14 protein-coding genes, 1 tRNA gene and 1 pseudogene are annotated in these 15,339 nt (G+C 63.2%); 4 read left to right on the top strand and 12 right to left on the bottom strand.

All coding sequences use genetic code 11. The annotated features are described in order from the left end of the window. From A5698_RS09260 to A5698_RS09270, 3 genes are all read right to left on the bottom strand, one after another. The coding region (locus A5698_RS09260) for a cupin domain-containing protein (RefSeq protein ID WP_156670674.1) at nucleotides 1-492 on the bottom strand (492 nt) is incomplete at its 3' end. Nucleotides 493-501: 9 nt separating this feature from the next. Beyond that, a complete protein-coding gene (locus tag A5698_RS09265) occupies nucleotides 502-1,206 on the bottom strand; it encodes a nitroreductase family protein (RefSeq protein WP_068295752.1) in 705 nt (234 codons plus the stop codon). Nucleotides 1,207-1,223: 17 nt separating this feature from the next. Further along, entirely contained in the window at nucleotides 1,224-1,874 is a 651-nt protein-coding gene (locus A5698_RS09270; RefSeq protein ID WP_068295765.1) for an HD domain-containing protein, read from the bottom strand. Nucleotides 1,875-1,963: 89 nt separating this feature from the next. Here A5698_RS09270 and A5698_RS09275 point away from each other — a divergent pair, with 89 nt between their 5' ends. Then, entirely contained in the window at nucleotides 1,964-2,953 is a 990-nt protein-coding gene (locus tag A5698_RS09275; protein ID WP_197506721.1) for a GlxA family transcriptional regulator, read from the top strand. Between the two features lie 9 nt (nucleotides 2,954-2,962). Here the strand turns inward: A5698_RS09275 and A5698_RS09280 are convergent, their stop codons facing one another. From A5698_RS09280 to A5698_RS09300, 6 genes are all read right to left on the bottom strand, one after another. Then, nucleotides 2,963-3,382, bottom strand: a complete 420-nt coding sequence (locus tag A5698_RS09280) for a hypothetical protein (RefSeq protein WP_068295754.1) — start codon at nucleotides 3,380-3,382, stop codon at nucleotides 2,963-2,965. Between the two features lie 229 nt (nucleotides 3,383-3,611). Continuing rightward, nucleotides 3,612-4,745, bottom strand: coding sequence for a class I SAM-dependent methyltransferase (locus tag A5698_RS09285; protein ID WP_156670675.1), 1,134 nt, complete (start codon nucleotides 4,743-4,745; stop codon nucleotides 3,612-3,614). 849 nt (nucleotides 4,746-5,594) lie between these two features. After that, nucleotides 5,595-5,762: a hypothetical protein gene (locus A5698_RS28540; RefSeq protein WP_156670676.1), complete on the bottom strand. Its 168-nt coding sequence runs from the start codon at nucleotides 5,760-5,762 to the stop codon at nucleotides 5,595-5,597. Then, the gene (locus A5698_RS09290; RefSeq protein ID WP_068295758.1) at nucleotides 5,762-7,588 is read right to left on the bottom strand and encodes a carbamoyltransferase family protein; all 1,827 of its coding nucleotides are present in this window, start codon (nucleotides 7,586-7,588) and stop codon (nucleotides 5,762-5,764) included. Before A5698_RS09290 ends, A5698_RS28540 begins: the two co-directional genes overlap by 1 nt. A gap of 14 nt (nucleotides 7,589-7,602) precedes the next feature. Next, nucleotides 7,603-9,264, bottom strand: a complete 1,662-nt coding sequence (locus A5698_RS09295; RefSeq protein ID WP_068295760.1) for an SGNH/GDSL hydrolase family protein — start codon at nucleotides 9,262-9,264, stop codon at nucleotides 7,603-7,605. Between the two features lie 867 nt (nucleotides 9,265-10,131). Next, nucleotides 10,132-11,331: a phosphotransferase gene (locus tag A5698_RS09300; protein ID WP_068295762.1), complete on the bottom strand. Its 1,200-nt coding sequence runs from the start codon at nucleotides 11,329-11,331 to the stop codon at nucleotides 10,132-10,134. 65 nt (nucleotides 11,332-11,396) lie between these two features. Here A5698_RS09300 and A5698_RS09305 point away from each other — a divergent pair, with 65 nt between their 5' ends. Continuing rightward, the gene (locus A5698_RS09305) at nucleotides 11,397-12,062 is read left to right on the top strand and encodes a hypothetical protein (protein ID WP_067285097.1); all 666 of its coding nucleotides are present in this window, start codon (nucleotides 11,397-11,399) and stop codon (nucleotides 12,060-12,062) included. A 14-nt stretch (nucleotides 12,063-12,076) separates the two neighbouring features. Here the strand turns inward: A5698_RS09305 and A5698_RS09310 are convergent, their stop codons facing one another. Next, complete coding sequence (locus A5698_RS09310) at nucleotides 12,077-12,439, bottom strand: Rv2640c family ArsR-like transcriptional regulator (RefSeq protein ID WP_067285059.1); 363 nt, start codon at nucleotides 12,437-12,439, stop codon at nucleotides 12,077-12,079. 98 nt (nucleotides 12,440-12,537) lie between these two features. On the opposite strand from A5698_RS09310, the gene A5698_RS09315 reads away from it, so the two are divergent. Continuing rightward, nucleotides 12,538-12,966 (top strand): ArsI/CadI family heavy metal resistance metalloenzyme, encoded by a 429-nt coding sequence (locus tag A5698_RS09315; protein WP_068295764.1) that lies wholly within the window; start codon nucleotides 12,538-12,540, stop codon nucleotides 12,964-12,966. Nucleotides 12,967-12,985: 19 nt separating this feature from the next. Here the strand turns inward: A5698_RS09315 and A5698_RS09320 are convergent. Together A5698_RS09320 and A5698_RS09325 are read right to left on the bottom strand one after the other, a co-directional pair. Then, a pseudogene (locus A5698_RS09320) lies at nucleotides 12,986-14,328 on the bottom strand (lipase family protein). Nucleotides 14,329-14,438: 110 nt separating this feature from the next. Continuing rightward, nucleotides 14,439-14,512: transfer RNA gene (locus A5698_RS09325), tRNA-Gly, on the bottom strand. Between the two features lie 45 nt (nucleotides 14,513-14,557). Here A5698_RS09325 and dcd point away from each other — a divergent pair. Continuing rightward, nucleotides 14,558-15,130 carry a dCTP deaminase gene (gene dcd, locus A5698_RS09330; protein WP_067091937.1) on the top strand — a complete coding sequence of 191 codons (573 nt, stop codon included), beginning with the start codon at nucleotides 14,558-14,560 and terminating at the stop codon, nucleotides 15,128-15,130. The last annotated feature ends 209 nt before the right edge of the window (nucleotides 15,131-15,339 follow it).

Here is a 15,339-nt window from a genome sequence, read left to right on the forward strand (position 1 = left end):
CCGAATTTCAAGAGCTGGCGACCAACTACGGCCTGACCTACGGCACGCCGGACTGGATGGACGATGTGGTGCGCCGGATGCGACCGCGGCTTGGCCGGACATGAGCAGTTCGCCCAGTTCGCGGAAGTAGTTCTCGAATCCTCCGCCGGGAGTGATGACTTCGATGATGCGCCCGGGCTCGCTCCCGGCGTTCCACATGGCATGCATCTGCGCGCGCGGCTTGGTGATGAAACCGCCGGGGCCGAGTACCACTTCGCTGTCGTCGGATCGGAAGCCGATCTCGCCCGCGAGCACATAGGAGTGCTCATCCTCGCGTGTGTGCCTGTGCGCCGCGGTGATCGCGCCTACCGGGAACGGGTGCTCGACGATCGACACCAAGCCGCCGGTGGTGCGACTGGTCAGCTTGAATACCGCTCCAAAGCCCGGGATGGACACGACATCGCCCTCGCCGGGCTGCATCACGGTCAGCATGGCGGATTCTGTTTTCGACATGTCTGCTCCTCAACTCACGGCGGCCAGGCCGGCCCCAGCTGTGTCTCGAGTGGGCCACAACGGCTGCGGCACCTGCACACCGAACGGGGCATCCCATCGGTTGCGCGATGAAACCTCGTGCACGGGACGGCGATTGGCCGCCACACCCCACTTGCCCAGGGGATAGCCGAGGGCCAGCATGGCCGACATCTTCCAGCCGTCGCTAACGGGGACGCCAAGAATCTCGTTCACCCGGTCCTCGAAGTTGCGGAGCACCATCGTCATGACGCCGCCGACACCCTCGGCGCGGGCGGCGAGCAGGGCGCTCCAGATCGCCGGATAGATGTTGGCGCCGCCCAAATCGTCGATGGCGAAGACGAACAGCAGCAAGGGCACCTCTTCGAAGTGGTCGGCCAGGTAATTCCCCGAACCCTTCATCCGACGCATAGTCTCGGCGTGCGCGGCGCCGTCCGCGCCGGGAGCCGTCGCAACCATGGGCCCGGTCCCGGTCGCGAACTTCTCGTATTCGAGGTCGCGCGCCTGCCGGAACAGCTTCGCGAACTCGCGAATGAGTTCGGTATCGTCGACTGCGACGAAATGCCAACGTTGCGTGTTGCCGCCGTTCGGCGCACGAACAGCCGCATCCAGAATCCGGGCCTGGGTCTCGAGGGGGATCGGGTCGGGCCGCAGCCGCCGCATCATTCGTGTGGTGTATAGCGCTTCGTGGATGTCCATTTCCGTACTCCTCTCCGCTATTCGGACCAGCTGTTGCTCAGGATGAGGTCGACGAAGTCCTGGCGCTCGAACGTCGGGTCGAAGTGCGCCAGCACGTCGTCGTTCATCGTTCCGAAAGCGGTGTCCGGCCGGTGCTTCATTCCGTCGTTGAAGGCGGCGAGGATGCGGTTCTTGAAGTCGGGACGCGGGTGGGCCGTTGTCACCGCGTCGATTGCTTCCGAGGATAGCTCCGCGCGCCCGATGCCGATGACATCAGTCTCGACGCCGGCGTTGACCAACGCGATTTCGGGCTCGAGAAACTGCGGTACGCCGGGAGTGGTGTGCAGGGCGATGGCCAACCACACCTTGCGCGCGTCGGCATCCTCGACGCCGTGCTGCAGCAGGAAATCCCGCGCCGCGTTGGCGCCGTCGACCTCGAAGCGCAGCTGCGAGGTGCGATAGCGCTCGGTGAGTCCGAGATCGTGGAACATCGCGGCCACGTAGAGCAGCTCGAGGTCGGGTTGCAGGCCCAACCGATTGCCCCTCAGCGCTCCGAACAGGAACACCCTGCGCGAATGGTCGAACAGCAGATCGTCCTCGGCATCGCGGATGTACTCGGTCGCCGCGCGCACCAGTGCACTGTCGGGGATCGTTATGCCGGCGATCGACTGGATCGATTGGATACTCATCATCAGCCTCCTCTGTTGGACTACTTCGCCTGAGTCAACGCAGGTGAGCGGTCGTGCGCACACGGTGATTGAGCCGTTCGCCCCACAAAATGCGACACAATGACGGTGTGGTTTCGGATGCCCGCTCGCGGGTGGTGGTGATCGTCGTCTTCGACGACGTGACCATGCTCGATGTCGCCGGAGCGGGTGAGGTCTTCGCCGAGGCCAACCGGTTCGGCGGCGACTACGACATCAGGATTGCGTCAGTGGACGGGGGTGACGTCGCGACGTCGGTCGGTATCCGCATGGGCGTCACCGACAGCATCGCGGCCATTGAATCGGCGGACACCGTTCTGGTCGCGGGCAGTGACAGCATCCCGTCGCGGCCCATCGACCCCGCGCTCGTCGAGGCGGTCAAATCGGTGGCGGGTCGCACCCGGCGGATCGGCTCGATCTGCACGGGGTCCTTCATCCTGGCCCAGGCGGGGCTTCTCAGCGGACGACGCGCCACCACGCACTGGCGCGAAACCCGAAGGCTGGCGAGAGCGTTCCCCGACATCACCGTCGAGCCCGACGCCCTGTTCGTGCGCGACGGCGATGTCTTCACCTCGGCGGGGGTGTCGTCGGGCATCGACCTCGCGCTCGCGTTGGTGGAACAGGATCACGGCGTCGACCTCGTCCGCGATGTGGCCCGCTGGTTGGTCGTCTACCTCAAAAGGGCTGGCGGACAATCACAATTCTCCGCGCTCATCGAGGCGAACCCGCCGCCGCAGTCCGCGCTTCGAGCCGTCACGGAGGCGATCGCCGCCAATCCCGCCGCCGACCACAGCGTGAAATCCCTTGCCGTGCGGGCCTCGTTGAGCACGCGTCAGTTGACGCGGCTGTTCCGCTCGGAACTCGGGATGAGCCCCGCAGAGTACGTCGAGATGATTCGTGTCGACGCCGCCCGCGCGGCGCTCGACGCCGGACGCACCGTCACCGAGACGGCGCACCTGGCTGGGTTCGGCAGCACGGAGACTCTCCGGCGAGCATTCGTCGAGCACCTGGGTGTGTCCCCGAAGGCGTACCGAGATCGATTTCGTACCGCGATTCGGGGTTGACGTGCTACGTCAGCTGAGCTTTTTCAGCTGGAACGGGGTCTGGGTCACGATGCCGCCCGCACACCCGTAGTTCGAGTCCGAGGTCAACACACCACTGAGCATTGCGGGGTCCACCGAAAGGTTGACCACGGCCGGTTCGTAGTGGCCGTCATCGCACGTGAGTCCGCCCGGCTTGGACACCGTGAAGGTCCAGCGGCCGCCGGTCAGCGTGGTGGGCGTGGTCCAGCCCTGGTTGCTGGAGACCGTGCCCGTGCAACCTGCGGCACCACAGCTCGTCGTGAAGGTCCACACGTTGTAAGGGTCGCCGTCGGTGGAGCCGTAGGTTCCGTTCAGCAGTGGTGGGTCGGCGCTTGCCGGGCCGGTGAGCACGATAGTCGCGATCGCCGACGCTGCGACGGCGGTAGCCAGGGTGTGCAGGGCCTTAGTCATAGTGGCCTCAATTTAACGGCCGTGTCAGCCTGCCAGCGGGCGGCGCGAGCGCGTGATTTCCGGTTGTGGCCATGATGACGCCGAATCGGTATGTGCGGCTACGGCGTTCTGCGTCTCTGCCGCTCTCGACGAAGTACAGGACCGCGCCATGCGCGATCACATCGGCGACTGCCTCGATGACCGCCAGCGGTCTGAACCGGTCCGCAGCCAGCGCTCGACCGTCACAAGGTCAAGATCGGACTTCTGACGCAGTCCCTTTCTGTATCGGTCTGCGCGCGATGATGATGAAGAACCCGCCCTCGCGATGCCCGGTGACCATCATTCCGAGGTTCACCAACATGCGCTCGAACCTGCTGCCGAGCCTCTCCGGCTTGAACAGTTGCTCGTCTTCGGCCAGACCGGTGAACGGCTCGGTCTTCGGGATCGCATGTATGAAGTCGAAGCCGACCTGTTCCAGCCAACCAACCACCTCGCCGACTGTGTGCTTCGACTCGTGTGGGTTCTTGTACTGATCCATGAACCATGACCGGCGCTTCTGGGTGCTTACACGCTCATCGACGGCGTGACGATCGAGGAACATGAAGCGATCATTGGTGGCTTTGAAGGCGAGCCGACGGATATCGGTGGCTAGTCGCCCGTACCTGTGGTAGAGCCCGATCATGATGTAACCGCCTGGCCGCACCAGTCGCGAGATCGATTCGAAGCCGAGTTGTGGATCGCTCGTGTGGTGCAACACCCCATTCGAGATGACCAGATCGAATGTGCCAGGTTTGAACGCCGGCCTGAACAGATTCATCTGCATGAAGTGGGCGCGCTTGAGATCGTTCTGCTGCTTGAAGGCTGTGGCCATCTTCAGCGAGTTCACGCAGAGGTCGGTGCCGATCACCGCCCGGTTGCGGATAGCCAGGAAGTTCGTCAGCTGTCCGGTGCCGCAGCCGCACTCGATTACGCGCGCGCCGGCCGGGATCTGCTCGTCCAGCAGCTTGGCGAACACCGCCTTCCGTGCCTTGTCCATCAAGCTGCCGACGCTGTCGAAGTCGTCGTAATTGGGAAATGGGTTGTCTTCGTAGAACGCCTTGATCTCGTGGGTGACGTCCTCCTTCGAGTCGTCCCACTCGTTCGGCATGAACAGCGAGGCGATGTCGTCCTGGGCGGGATAACGCTGCTGACATTGAGCGCATTCGAAGTCGTCGCCCCGGACCGCCAGGATGCCGCCGCAGCGCGGGCAACACAACAACTCGGAATGTTCATTGAATAGATCGTTGATCCCTGAACAGGTCACGGCCGAACTGTAACTGGATAAGGGACTTCGAGAAGTAGGGATTGAGAAAGAGCGATTTGTGGCAGGGGATGGTTTTCGCAAATCGGATCATGATGGCAAAGGAGGAAGCGTTGGCTGGCTGAAACAAGGGCTCCGTCAATATGATTGACGCAATGAGCGGGGTGCGCTTTTCGGTGGCGTGCCCCGACGTGGTAGGTGAAGCGCAGGATTGGACGTTCCATCGTGACCCGACCAGCCGACTTAATTCACGCCACACCGCCAGTCGATCTACGCACGCGTGGCCATCGTGTTGAGGACTCCGGTCGTCGTGCATCCGACTCGATCAACGAAATCGACTGCGACGTAGGAGAAACTGGACACCGCACTCCGATACCGCACCCTTGAGGATTGATGTCAATTAGAGACTCTGCCAGACGTTCGATCGCAATCCGGCTACCCCTCGAAGGCTATCGACAAACGTCGCAGGCCGGCGTGCATGAGTCCGATGAAAATCGGGTCACCATCGCTGTCGTATGGAGTATGTCGCAAGGCGGCGTCTTCAAAGGATACGGTGGATCGCTCCCGAGTTGGCGTTTGCGCTTGCGATGGCAGCTAATGGGCGAAAGGTGTTTAGCCAGAAAACGATTCGTTGGAGTGTCAACGCCCGATCAGTCCGTCTGATCAATCGAGTGTTGAATGGCATTAAGACGTCCCATCGCCGGTGGGCGATGCAATGTGTAGCGATCATGCAAATGCTCTTAGTAGCTTTTAGGCTGGCGGTGTGCAGTTCCCTGAGTTCGTCGGCGTACAGGCCGGCTCGCTAAATTTGCTACGAGTTTGACGCACGGGAGTTTTACTTTGCGTAGCGGACACGCCGCCTCCCTCAAGCCTGCGCGGTCGGCGCGAAGCGGATTTGCGTCAGGGACGGCCCCAATCACCCTGAACGGTGGGTCAGAAAAGTGCGTAAAGGGTGAAGGGCACGGTTATGTGGACGACACCGATGAACGCCGCGGCACCCAGCAACAACAAGATCATGGGGATGACCCAGTAAGCCTTGTTGACGACGGCGTACCTGCTGAACTCGGCCAACAGCCTCCAGGTGTGAACGGTGCGGCGCATCAGTCGGGCACCGTCGAAATCGCGAACAACTCCCGGTTCTCCCGGCCGGGCTGGAGTCGTTTGTCCAGCACGTGGTCCCCGAGGATCAGGTAGTCCATCTCGGTATTCATGAAGCACCGGTAAGCGTCCTGCGGTGTGCACACAATCGGTTCTCCCCGGATGTTGAATGATGTGTTCACGATCACGGGACAACCTGTCAGTTCTTCGAACGACGCTAAAACGTTGTGGTAGAACGGATTGGTCTCCCGCGAGACCGTTTGGATACGTGCCGAGTAGTCGACGTGGGTAACCGCGGGGATCGACGACCGCACCTTGTTGACCTCACTCCAGATTTCGTCGGATTTCTCGTCGTTGGGTGCGGTGCGGATTTCTTCCCGGACCGGACTCACCAGGAGCATGTACGGCGACGGTACGTCTAGGTCGAAGTAATCCTTTGCTCTCTCCTCGAGAACCGATGGCGCGAACGGGCGGAACGATTCTCGATACTTGATTTTCAGATTCATGACCGACTGCATCTCCGGCGACCGTGCATCGCCGAGGATGGAACGATTCCCGAGGGCCCGAGGCCCGAATTCCATGCGTCCGTTGAACAGGCCAACCACGTTGCCTTCGGCGATGAGCTCCGCGATCTTGCGTGCGCGCTCATCCGAATCCGCCACCGTTTCGAACGGGTAGCCCTGTGAGGAGAGGAAGCTGGAAATCTCCCCGGCTGAGAATTCGGGCCCGAGATAGGCGCCCTGCATGCAGTCGCCGACGACGCTCCGAGGGTTTCCGGCGATCTGGTACCACGTATGCAACGCAGCACCTATCGAACCGCCTGCGTCCCCGGCCGCCGGTTGGATCCAGAGGTCGGTGAACGGCCCCTCGCGGAGCAGCCTCCCGTTCGCGACACTGTTGAGGGCGACCCCACCCGCCAGACACAGCTTCTTCTCCTGCGTGACCGCGGCCGCGGTTGCAGCCATTCGCATCACGATCTCTTCTGTGACGTCTTGAATCGACCGGGCAAGGTCCATCTCCCTCCGAGTGATGTCGCTCTCCGGAGGACGTGGGGGGCCGCCGAACAACTCGGCGAAACGATCATTCGTCATCGTCAGGCCGCCCAGAAAGTCGAAGTACTCGAGATTGAGTTCGATCGAGCCGTCGTGGTGGATGTCGACGAGGTTGTCGGTGATGAGGTTTACATAGGTCGGCTCGCCGTATGGTGCGAGGCCCATGAGCTTGTATTCGCCCGAGTTGACCCGGAAGCCGCAGAAATAGGTGAATGCGGAGTAGAGCAGCCCTACCGAGTGTGGGAATCGCATCTCGCGATGGATCTCCAGCTGGTTGCCGACCCCACGGCCGATGCTCGCCGTCGCCCACTCGCCGACCCCGTCCATCGTGAGGACAGCGGCCGATTCGAACGGTGAGGGGTAGAAGGCGCTTGCGGCATGACTCTCGTGATGCTCCGTGAAATACAGCTCCGACGGCATCCGGTAGCCGAGCGCTTTCAGGTTGCGTTCAATCTCGTAGGAAACCCAAAGTTTGGTCTTCAACCACTGCGGAAGCGCAGTCTGGAAAGCTCGGAATCCCCCTGGGGCGATCGCGGCGTACGTCTTGAGTAGACGAATGAACCGGGTCACCGGTTTCTCATAGAAGGCGACTGCATCTATCCCATTGCGGTCAACGCCTCCGGCATGGAGGCAGTACTCGATCGAGTTCTTCGGAAAACCGGGGTCATGCTTTACACGGGTGAAGCGCTCCTCCTGCGCGGCCGCAACGATATGACCATCTCGCACCAAGGCAGCAGCCGAATCGTGGTAAAAGGCACTGATCCCCAGGATATTCATGCTCGCACCATGCCTCACGACTTCAACCCCAGGTGTGGATAGATGATTCGCGCAACAAGATCGGCGCCGAGTTCATTGGTGTGCGCGTTGTCAATGAACACGGCTTCTTCCACGCCGTCCAGTGCGTCGGCCAGATTGATGGCCGGGGGGGCGATGAGCTTTGTCGCGTCGAGGAATGCCGCTCCAAGTCCCCACTCGTCCGGTGTCGCGTAGCGGTCGGCGTCACCGCCCTGTGTGCTGTAGGCAAGTGGCTGCCAGACGAACACGGCCTTGAAACCGTAGCTCTTCGCCAGCTGTTCGATGACGCTGACCGCCCTGTCGTAAAGATTCACCGCATTGCGAGCCCGTTCTTGGGTTAGCGCCGGGGTCAGTTCCGGTCCAGCCCGCTTGGAGTTCGACGTCAAGGCGAGGCGCGTCAGAATGCTGTGTTGCGCGTAGAAACCCATGACAGAGTCTTTGACGCCGGCCACCCCACCGCGCAACCGGGCCCGTTCGACAGCTTGTCTCACGAAGTCTCCGCCTGGGTACGTAGGTTCGGTCGTGAGTTCTTCCACCTGCTCGGCGACGTCGTTCGCTCCGTCGTAGAACACCACGGTGTCGGGTACGCGTCCCTCGCTCAGCAGCTGTTGCAGGAGAGCGAGTTCCTGCCAGATGCCCCACGCGACCTGACCATAGTTCGTGACACGAACTGGGATGCCGTCCTTTTCGGCGAATCGAGCCACTTGGGAAGGGATCGTGTACAGGTCGCGTTGCCCGTAGCCCCACATCGTCGACCCGCCGAACATGTAAATCTCGGTGGCGTCGGCGCGCACTCCCTCGGCCGTATAGGTCTTTCGAGCGCGGTCGGCGATGTTGATGTAGTCGCCCTTGTGATCCGGATTCACCATGCCCAACAGCGGCACATAAGTGTTGTGTGTGTAGATGTCTTTGAACTCTTTAAACCAATTGGCAGCCCATTGCTGGTCCGCCGCCATTGCGGCTGACGAGATTTGGGCGGTGAAGATCTCGTCCCACGTGCCTTCTTTGCCCCCCACGCGAACGCCGCCATGTGGGGCCCACTGCGGAAACGAAAGGCCGACAGCAAGATCCAGAACGATCAGCAGAAGTGCGGCGCGAAGTGTCATCGCAGCCACGTGTCTTGCTGCGGCGGCCCGGCCTCGGGGTTTCCAGCCGATTACTTCCGGCTCGACGCTGAACTGGCGGCGGGCCATCGCGGGATCGGACACCCGCGGCTTGGTGATCCAGGTGCTTTCGGAACTGACACCGGGTGAAGTAAGGGGGTTGCGACCGAAGAGGCGGAGGAAAAACGACACCGGAGTTATGACGACGAAGTAGACGGTCGCCAACACAACCGTCGCGACGACGCGCGCCACCGCTCCCGCCACCTTGGCGATGCCCCGGTCGATCGTCGCGCCCGCAGCCGGCCAAACGACCGCGATCACAGCCAGCGCGATCACCACGAATACGAGCAGAGTGGCCCCGAGCCGCACGTCGAGAAGCCAGAGGATCGCAGCAAACAACAACCCGACCAGAGTCCGCAGCGCGGAGGATTTGAGGGCTGTGACGCGCCGAGATCGCCGGTCTTGTTCGGTGGATTGGTCCGAGCGCCCATCACGCACCCACCATCCGTGCTCGTCACCGACTGTGACGACCTCGTCCTGCTTCTCCTGGAGCATCTGTCCCCCTCTTCGACGATGCACTCACAGGATGTGCCCTTCACCAGCTCAAGGGTCACATTCGCGAGCACACTAGCATCGCGGCGAGACCGATTCCGCGGAATTTCGCGCGCAGATTCGCTGAGATTCTGCTGTGGCTAGAGCTCGATCGAGGTTGATTTCGCGCAGATCGCATCGAATTGGAGTTTTAGCAAAGTACTGCCCCGGCACTGCGACAATCCTAAGCGTGCCGTGACGTCACGCGAACGATGTTGAGACAAACGGTCGTTCGTGATTGGCTGCTCGTCAGCGCCGCTCCAAGAAACCGATCAAGGCGCTGACCACATGACGTTGGGCCGATTCGGTTTCCATCGCGCACAGGGCGTTCAGGGCCGCGCTAGACCAACGGCGAGCTCTGACCGTTCAAGCTCGTGGTCGAGCACCTGCGAGCACGATTGCGGCCCCGATCAAGGTAGCTCGGTCGCCGGCTGCGCCCGCAGGCAGCGCATCACCCCGATCGTTACCCGAGTCGGGCCGTCACCACGGCGGGACGCACTTCCACGGGCTGTTGACGCACTTCCACGGGCTCTTGACGACCTTCCACGGTGTCCAGTGGGGTCGCCACGGTGACCAGTGAGGGGTCCCATGCGGGCGCAGAGGTGCGTTGAGGTCTGCCGCGCTCACCGATGCTGGGGCGGGGACGGAAGCCCCATTGTCTGCCTGGGCGGCGCCGGCACCCGTGACGCTGAGACCGGTGAGGGCTGCGCCGACGGTCACGACTTTCCAGGTGGCCGGTCGTTCCACTTTGATCTTCCCTTCGCTTCCCGTTCGTATTGCTTCCCCGGCCCACGCTCCAGTCTCACGCGGGATGCCAAGGGCTGCAAACTCTTATTTCGCGTCGGCCAGCCAATGCATGGCCACGTCCAGCAGTGTCAGGGTGTGCCGGGGCCACTGCGGATGCTGCAGGCGAAATGGCCCCATCGCCAGCCCTACCAGCGCCGCAGCCGTTCGCTGTCGAAGTGGCCGAGCCGGGAGGCGCCGCTCGGCGTGGGTGAGGACCGCGTCGGCGTATCGCGTGGCCACCTCTCGGCTCGAATCGTCGAGCGCCAGCGCTGACAAGTGCGCAAGCAGCGTCGCCCACTCGTCAGATCGTTCTCCTGGCCCGGCGCTGTCGATGTCGAGAAGACCTGTCACGACGCCGTTGTCGGCGAAGAGTTGGCCTTCATGGAAGTCGCCGTGGACCGGTACCAGTTCCTCGCCCTCGAGGTCGACCGAGTGCAGGACGTCGACGACCTCGTCGAGCCGGGTCAGCACCGCGGGCTCGTCGGTGGCCGCGCACCGCAGTGCCCCAGCGTGGTAGTCGACCAGCTCCAGATGCGACGGTTCCCGGTCGAGGCTCATCAGTTCGTCCGGCAGGGCGTTCAGCACCGATTCCAGCACCTCCGGTGAGGGCAGTGCGGCGTCATCGTCGGCGATGAGGGTGTCCAGAGGAGTTCCCTGCGCTTCCTGGAGCACGATCACGCCGTCCGCGATGGAGGCGAGGACCGGTGGAACGGGCACATGGCGGCCGGCGATCTCGTGGCGACGGCTGAGGTCGTCCACAGCCGAGGGGCGCACGACCTTGACGAACCACCGGGAGCGTTCGTCGTGCACCTCGAGCACAGCGTGCCGCGACGGCAGGTACCGCAGGGGGCGAATATCGAGGGTCGACGACGTGCTCAACCCGTACTCGCGAAACAGCTCGGCCAGCAGGATGGGGGTGCTCGCCGTCAGCAGTGCGGGTAGTGCGGGATCGCGGGGCCAGGCCCAGACGCCGACCTCGACCGGTTCGCCGCGGTACTCACCCGCGACGACGGCGGCACCCTCCGGAATGCGCTTTCCAGTTGTGGCGCCCAGGAATTCCGTCGTGACGGTGTTGTCGGCGCGGCGCACGTCGGCGACGTACGTCACGATCGCGGCGCCGGACGGGTCGACGTTGACTTCGGCCGCGCGCAGCTCTTCGAGTTGGCAGTCGTACTCGGCGACCGCGGCGGCGAGCACGTTCGGCCCTTCCGGACCGAGCAGGAGATCGAGCGCCGCGGTAGCCACTCAGCTGAGGTTAATCCGGCCTAACCGGCAGGGCCTCCCGCGTAGCCTCGAAATTCGTGAATTGGTTGACCGTCATCTCCACCGGTCTGGTCCCGTTGGCTTCGGTTATCTCAACGGCAACCGTCGCTGTCTGGACGAAGCGAATCGACGCCCGTAGCAGGCAACAAGACCGAGACCACGAGCGAATCCTGGATTACGAGAAGCGAGCGGCGGACGACAAAAAGGCCGCTCTGAAGTCGCTGATTTCCGCGACGCACTACGTCAAGCGCGGCGCCCAGACTCTGGGGTCAGCAGACAATCCGGCAACCCCGAACCGCAGACGCGCCGAAACCCTCAGAGAACTGTACGAGTTCCGCATGCGCGTGGGTCTGGACGACGGGATCGCGGAGTTGATGGTCTACGCTGCAGAACCGGTTCGGGAGTTGACAAACCTGCTGCTCGACGAGTGGGATCGCCAGTTTCGCGAGCATGGTTACTCGCTGGCGCAGCTCGATTCCTGCAAGCGACAATTAGCCCAAACCGTCGTCGACGCGCCTCCGCCCGATGACAAGACGGTCTATTTCGGTGGGTACCAGAAGTGGTCCGAGCTGAAGCGGGAAGAATGCGCCTGGCTGGACCGACTCGGCGACGAATCCGATCTCGACGTCGACGCCTTGGTCGCTCTCTGTGACCGCACACTCAAAGCTGCCCACAAGGACTTGCGCGGCGGCTACGGCGCCGAACTCGACTAGGCGGCTTCGTCTACCTAGCCACTGCAGCAGTTCGGATCGAGCACGAGGCACAGCGCGCCGAGGGCGTCTCGATGCGGACGGTGGTAGACGTTCATCCCGCGCCTGACCGACTCCACAAGTCCCGCACGCCGAAGCTGGCCGAGGTGGTGGCTGACCGTCGACTCCGTGAGCCCGAGGGCCTTGGCGAGATCGCCGCTGTTCTCTTCGCCCTCGTCGGAACCGAACAGGTGCGACACGATCTTCACCCGCGCCGGGTCGGCGAGCGCCTTCAGGCGAAGCGCCACCTGCAGTGCGTCCTCGTCGCTCATCGGGCCAGCGGCAACAGGTGCGCAGCACACGGGTGCGGAGATGTCGACGGTGGGCAAGGCCTTGGGCATGACTCGAGTATGCCAGCTTCTTGACATTTATCAAAAAGGTGGAGCAGTATGGCGGCAGCGCACCAATTCGATATATGTCTCACAGGTAGGAGGAAGTCATGTCCCGTATCCAATTGGCCCTCAACGTCGATGATCTCGACGAGGCCATCGGGTTCTATTCCAAGCTGTTCGGCACGCAGCCAGCGAAGGTGAAGCACGGCTACGCCAACTTCGCCGTCGCGGAGCCAGCGCTCAAACTGGTTCTGCTGGAGAATCCCGGCCGGGGAGGCACGATCAACCACCTCGGTGTCGAGGTCGAGACCAGCGAGAAAGTGCACGCTGAAATCGCGCGCCTGTCAGGGGAAGGACTCGTCACCGACGAGGAAATCGGCACGACGTGTTGCTTCGCCAAACAAGACAAGGTGTGGGTAACGGGCCCAGCCGGGGAGAAGTGGGAGGTCTACACCGTGCTGGCCGACTCCGAGGCGTTCGGCGTCAGCCCTGAGCTTCCCGAGAGCGACGCCGACACCGCTGTGTGCTGCGGCTGACCCGACCACGGATCGGCGGTTACCCAGCATCCGTCGTCGAGAGCGGTAGGCGTTGGACGGACCGCCCAAGGACCACCTTGGCCGTGATGACGCCCAACTTGGCCATTCCCAGGTATGTCGACGGGTTGAACAACGTCGGCCACATTGTGCGGGTTTTGTTTTCGTCGACCGGCCGATCGGTGAATCGATCGCGCAGCCACCGCAGCGTCATGGGCGCCGACAGTGGGTGCAACAGCAGATGACCGCAGAACCCGTCTCGGTGATACGTCACCGCCGCGCCGATGCGTTCGTACTCAGCCACCAACGCGTCGATGTCGTCGACGCTGATGATTCCGTCGTGCACCGCCTGCACGACCAGGACGGGAGGCTGGGGCTTGGACTTGCCGAGCTTCGTCTCGTCGAAGATGTGACGCACCTCGGGCAGGTCCCACAACTCGTCGGCCGTCATGTCCACGTAGGACCCGATGTCGACATTGCGTAACTGCCAGACTGCCTCGGCCGTCGTCATTGTCTTCAACTTGTCGAGCAACGCCTTACCCTCGGCGGTCGCATGCTCGCTCACGACGTTGCGCGCGCCGGGGAAAACTTCCGTCAGCGCGGAGATCATCAACGCGGCGAGGCCGGCGAAGAAGCTGCCGTTGAGGCGGCGCGCGACACTGCCCGGGTCGCCGACGGGCGAGCCGAGGACGGCGCCGACGATGTTGAGTTCCGGTGCGTATCGATCGCACAGTTCGGCTGCCCACGCCGATGCCAAGCCGCCTCCTGAGTATCCCCAGAGGCCCGTCGGCGCTGACGGCGACAATCCCAGGCGCTCGTACCCCGTCGCCGCTCGCAGCCCGTCCAGAATGCGGTAGCCGGGCTCGACGGGAGCGCCCCACATGCCGTGGCAGCCTTCATGATCCGGTACGCACACCGCCCAGCCTTCGGCCAGCGCGGCGATCACCAGCAGGTACTCGGCTTGGACGAACGCACCGATCGGTCGCGCGCCTTGCCGCATCGCGAACGAGGGGAAACAGCGCGACGCCACGGCGTCGATCGCGCACTGATACGACAGGACCGGGCAGTCGACGGAGGACTCGCGCTGCGCCGGCACGAAGACGGTCGTCACGGCGACTTCCGGTTCTTCGTGCAGATTTGTTGTGCGATACAGCAGTTGAGTGGCTTTCACCCGTTGGCGATCAGACCGAGGAATCCGATCCCCACGTCGCGCGATCGCAACACCGTGCCTGGTTCGGCTTGCTCGTAGCCCTGTGGAGCTCGGTAGAAGGGATCGTCGTCGGGCGAGATAGGGCGTTCGCCGCGGCGCAGCCCTTCGTGTGGCGGGTTCGTGTCGGTCTCTGACGTGGCGGATCGGGTGTCCATCGGGTGGCGACCTCTCGCTTATCGCTGACGGCGCGCACCTACGACGCCTGACGGAAGGCATTACCCGCGGTACCGATTGTCAACCATGACCGCGCCGGAGGGTTTATTCGTGGAGCCGGTGACGGGAATCGAACCCGCGTTCTCAGCTTGGGAAGCTGATGTTCTGCCATTGAACTACACCGGCCTGTTTGAGCACGAAGGCTAACATCCGAGCGGCTACGCTCGTCGGGTGCTGCTCTCCGACCGCGACATCCGCGCCGAGATCGCCGCCGAGCGACTGGGCCTCGATCCCTTCGACGACTCCCTGGTCCAACCGTCCAGCATCGACGTCCGGCTCGACAATCTCTTCCGCGTCTTCAACAACACTCGGTACACCCACATCGACCCGGCCAAGCAGCAGGACGAGCTGACCACCCTCGTCCAATCCGAGCCGGGCGAGCCCTTCGTGCTGCACCCCGGCGAGTTCGTGCTCGGCTCGACGCTCGAACTGTGCACCCTGCCCGACGACCTCGCCGGCCGGTTGGAGGGCAAGTCGTCGCTGGGGCGTCTGGGGCTGTTGACGCACTCCACGGCGGGCTTCATCGATCCGGGCTTCTCCGGACACATCACGCTCGAGCTGTCGAACGTGGCGAACCTGCCGATCACGCTGTGGCCCGGGATGAAGATCGGTCAGCTCTGCCTCCTCCGGCTGACCAGCCCCGCCGAGCATCCCTACGGCAGCGCGCGGGCCGGGTCGAAGTACCAGGGACAACGGGGTCCGACTCCGTCGCGGTCGTATCAGAACTTCATCAAGGCGACCTGACCGCGTCGTCGTGAGCACTCGGTAACTCTGCCGAAACACGAAACATTCCAGAAACACGCCCGCCCCGCGGCTGAAACGTCCGGCCTGAAAGCTCGTCCCGACCGGGAGGAGCCCTCATGGACGCGATCGACCCAGCCGCGACGGCCTGGCTACTGGCGGCGACGGCGATGGTGCTGTTGATGACGCCCGGCCTGGCGATCTTCTACGGC

The organism is Mycobacterium sp. E136 (genome assembly GCF_001666865.1).
Taxonomy (GTDB): Bacteria; Actinomycetota; Actinomycetes; order Mycobacteriales; family Mycobacteriaceae; genus Mycobacterium.

What these genes read in the sequence shown, in the direction of transcription:
- A5698_RS09265 (WP_068295752.1), bottom strand. Translation starts at nt 1,206, where the DNA reads ATGGACATCCACGAAGCGCTATACACCACACGAATGATGCGGCGGCTG.
- A5698_RS09270 (WP_068295765.1), bottom strand. Translation starts at nt 1,874, where the DNA reads ATGAGTATCCAATCGATCCAGTCGATCGCCGGCATAACGATCCCCGAC.
- A5698_RS09275 (WP_197506721.1), top strand. Translation starts at nt 1,964, where the DNA reads ATGCGACACAATGACGGTGTGGTTTCGGATGCCCGCTCGCGGGTGGTG.
- A5698_RS09280 (WP_068295754.1), bottom strand. Translation starts at nt 3,382, where the DNA reads ATGACTAAGGCCCTGCACACCCTGGCTACCGCCGTCGCAGCGTCGGCG.
- A5698_RS28540 (WP_156670676.1), bottom strand. Translation starts at nt 5,762, where the DNA reads ATGCGCCGCACCGTTCACACCTGGAGGCTGTTGGCCGAGTTCAGCAGG.
- A5698_RS09290 (WP_068295758.1), bottom strand. Translation starts at nt 7,588, where the DNA reads ATGAATATCCTGGGGATCAGTGCCTTTTACCACGATTCGGCTGCTGCC.
- A5698_RS09295 (WP_068295760.1), bottom strand. Translation starts at nt 9,264, where the DNA reads ATGCTCCAGGAGAAGCAGGACGAGGTCGTCACAGTCGGTGACGAGCAC.
- A5698_RS09310 (WP_067285059.1), bottom strand. Translation starts at nt 12,439, where the DNA reads ATGCCCAAGGCCTTGCCCACCGTCGACATCTCCGCACCCGTGTGCTGC.
- A5698_RS09315 (WP_068295764.1), top strand. Translation starts at nt 12,538, where the DNA reads ATGTCCCGTATCCAATTGGCCCTCAACGTCGATGATCTCGACGAGGCC.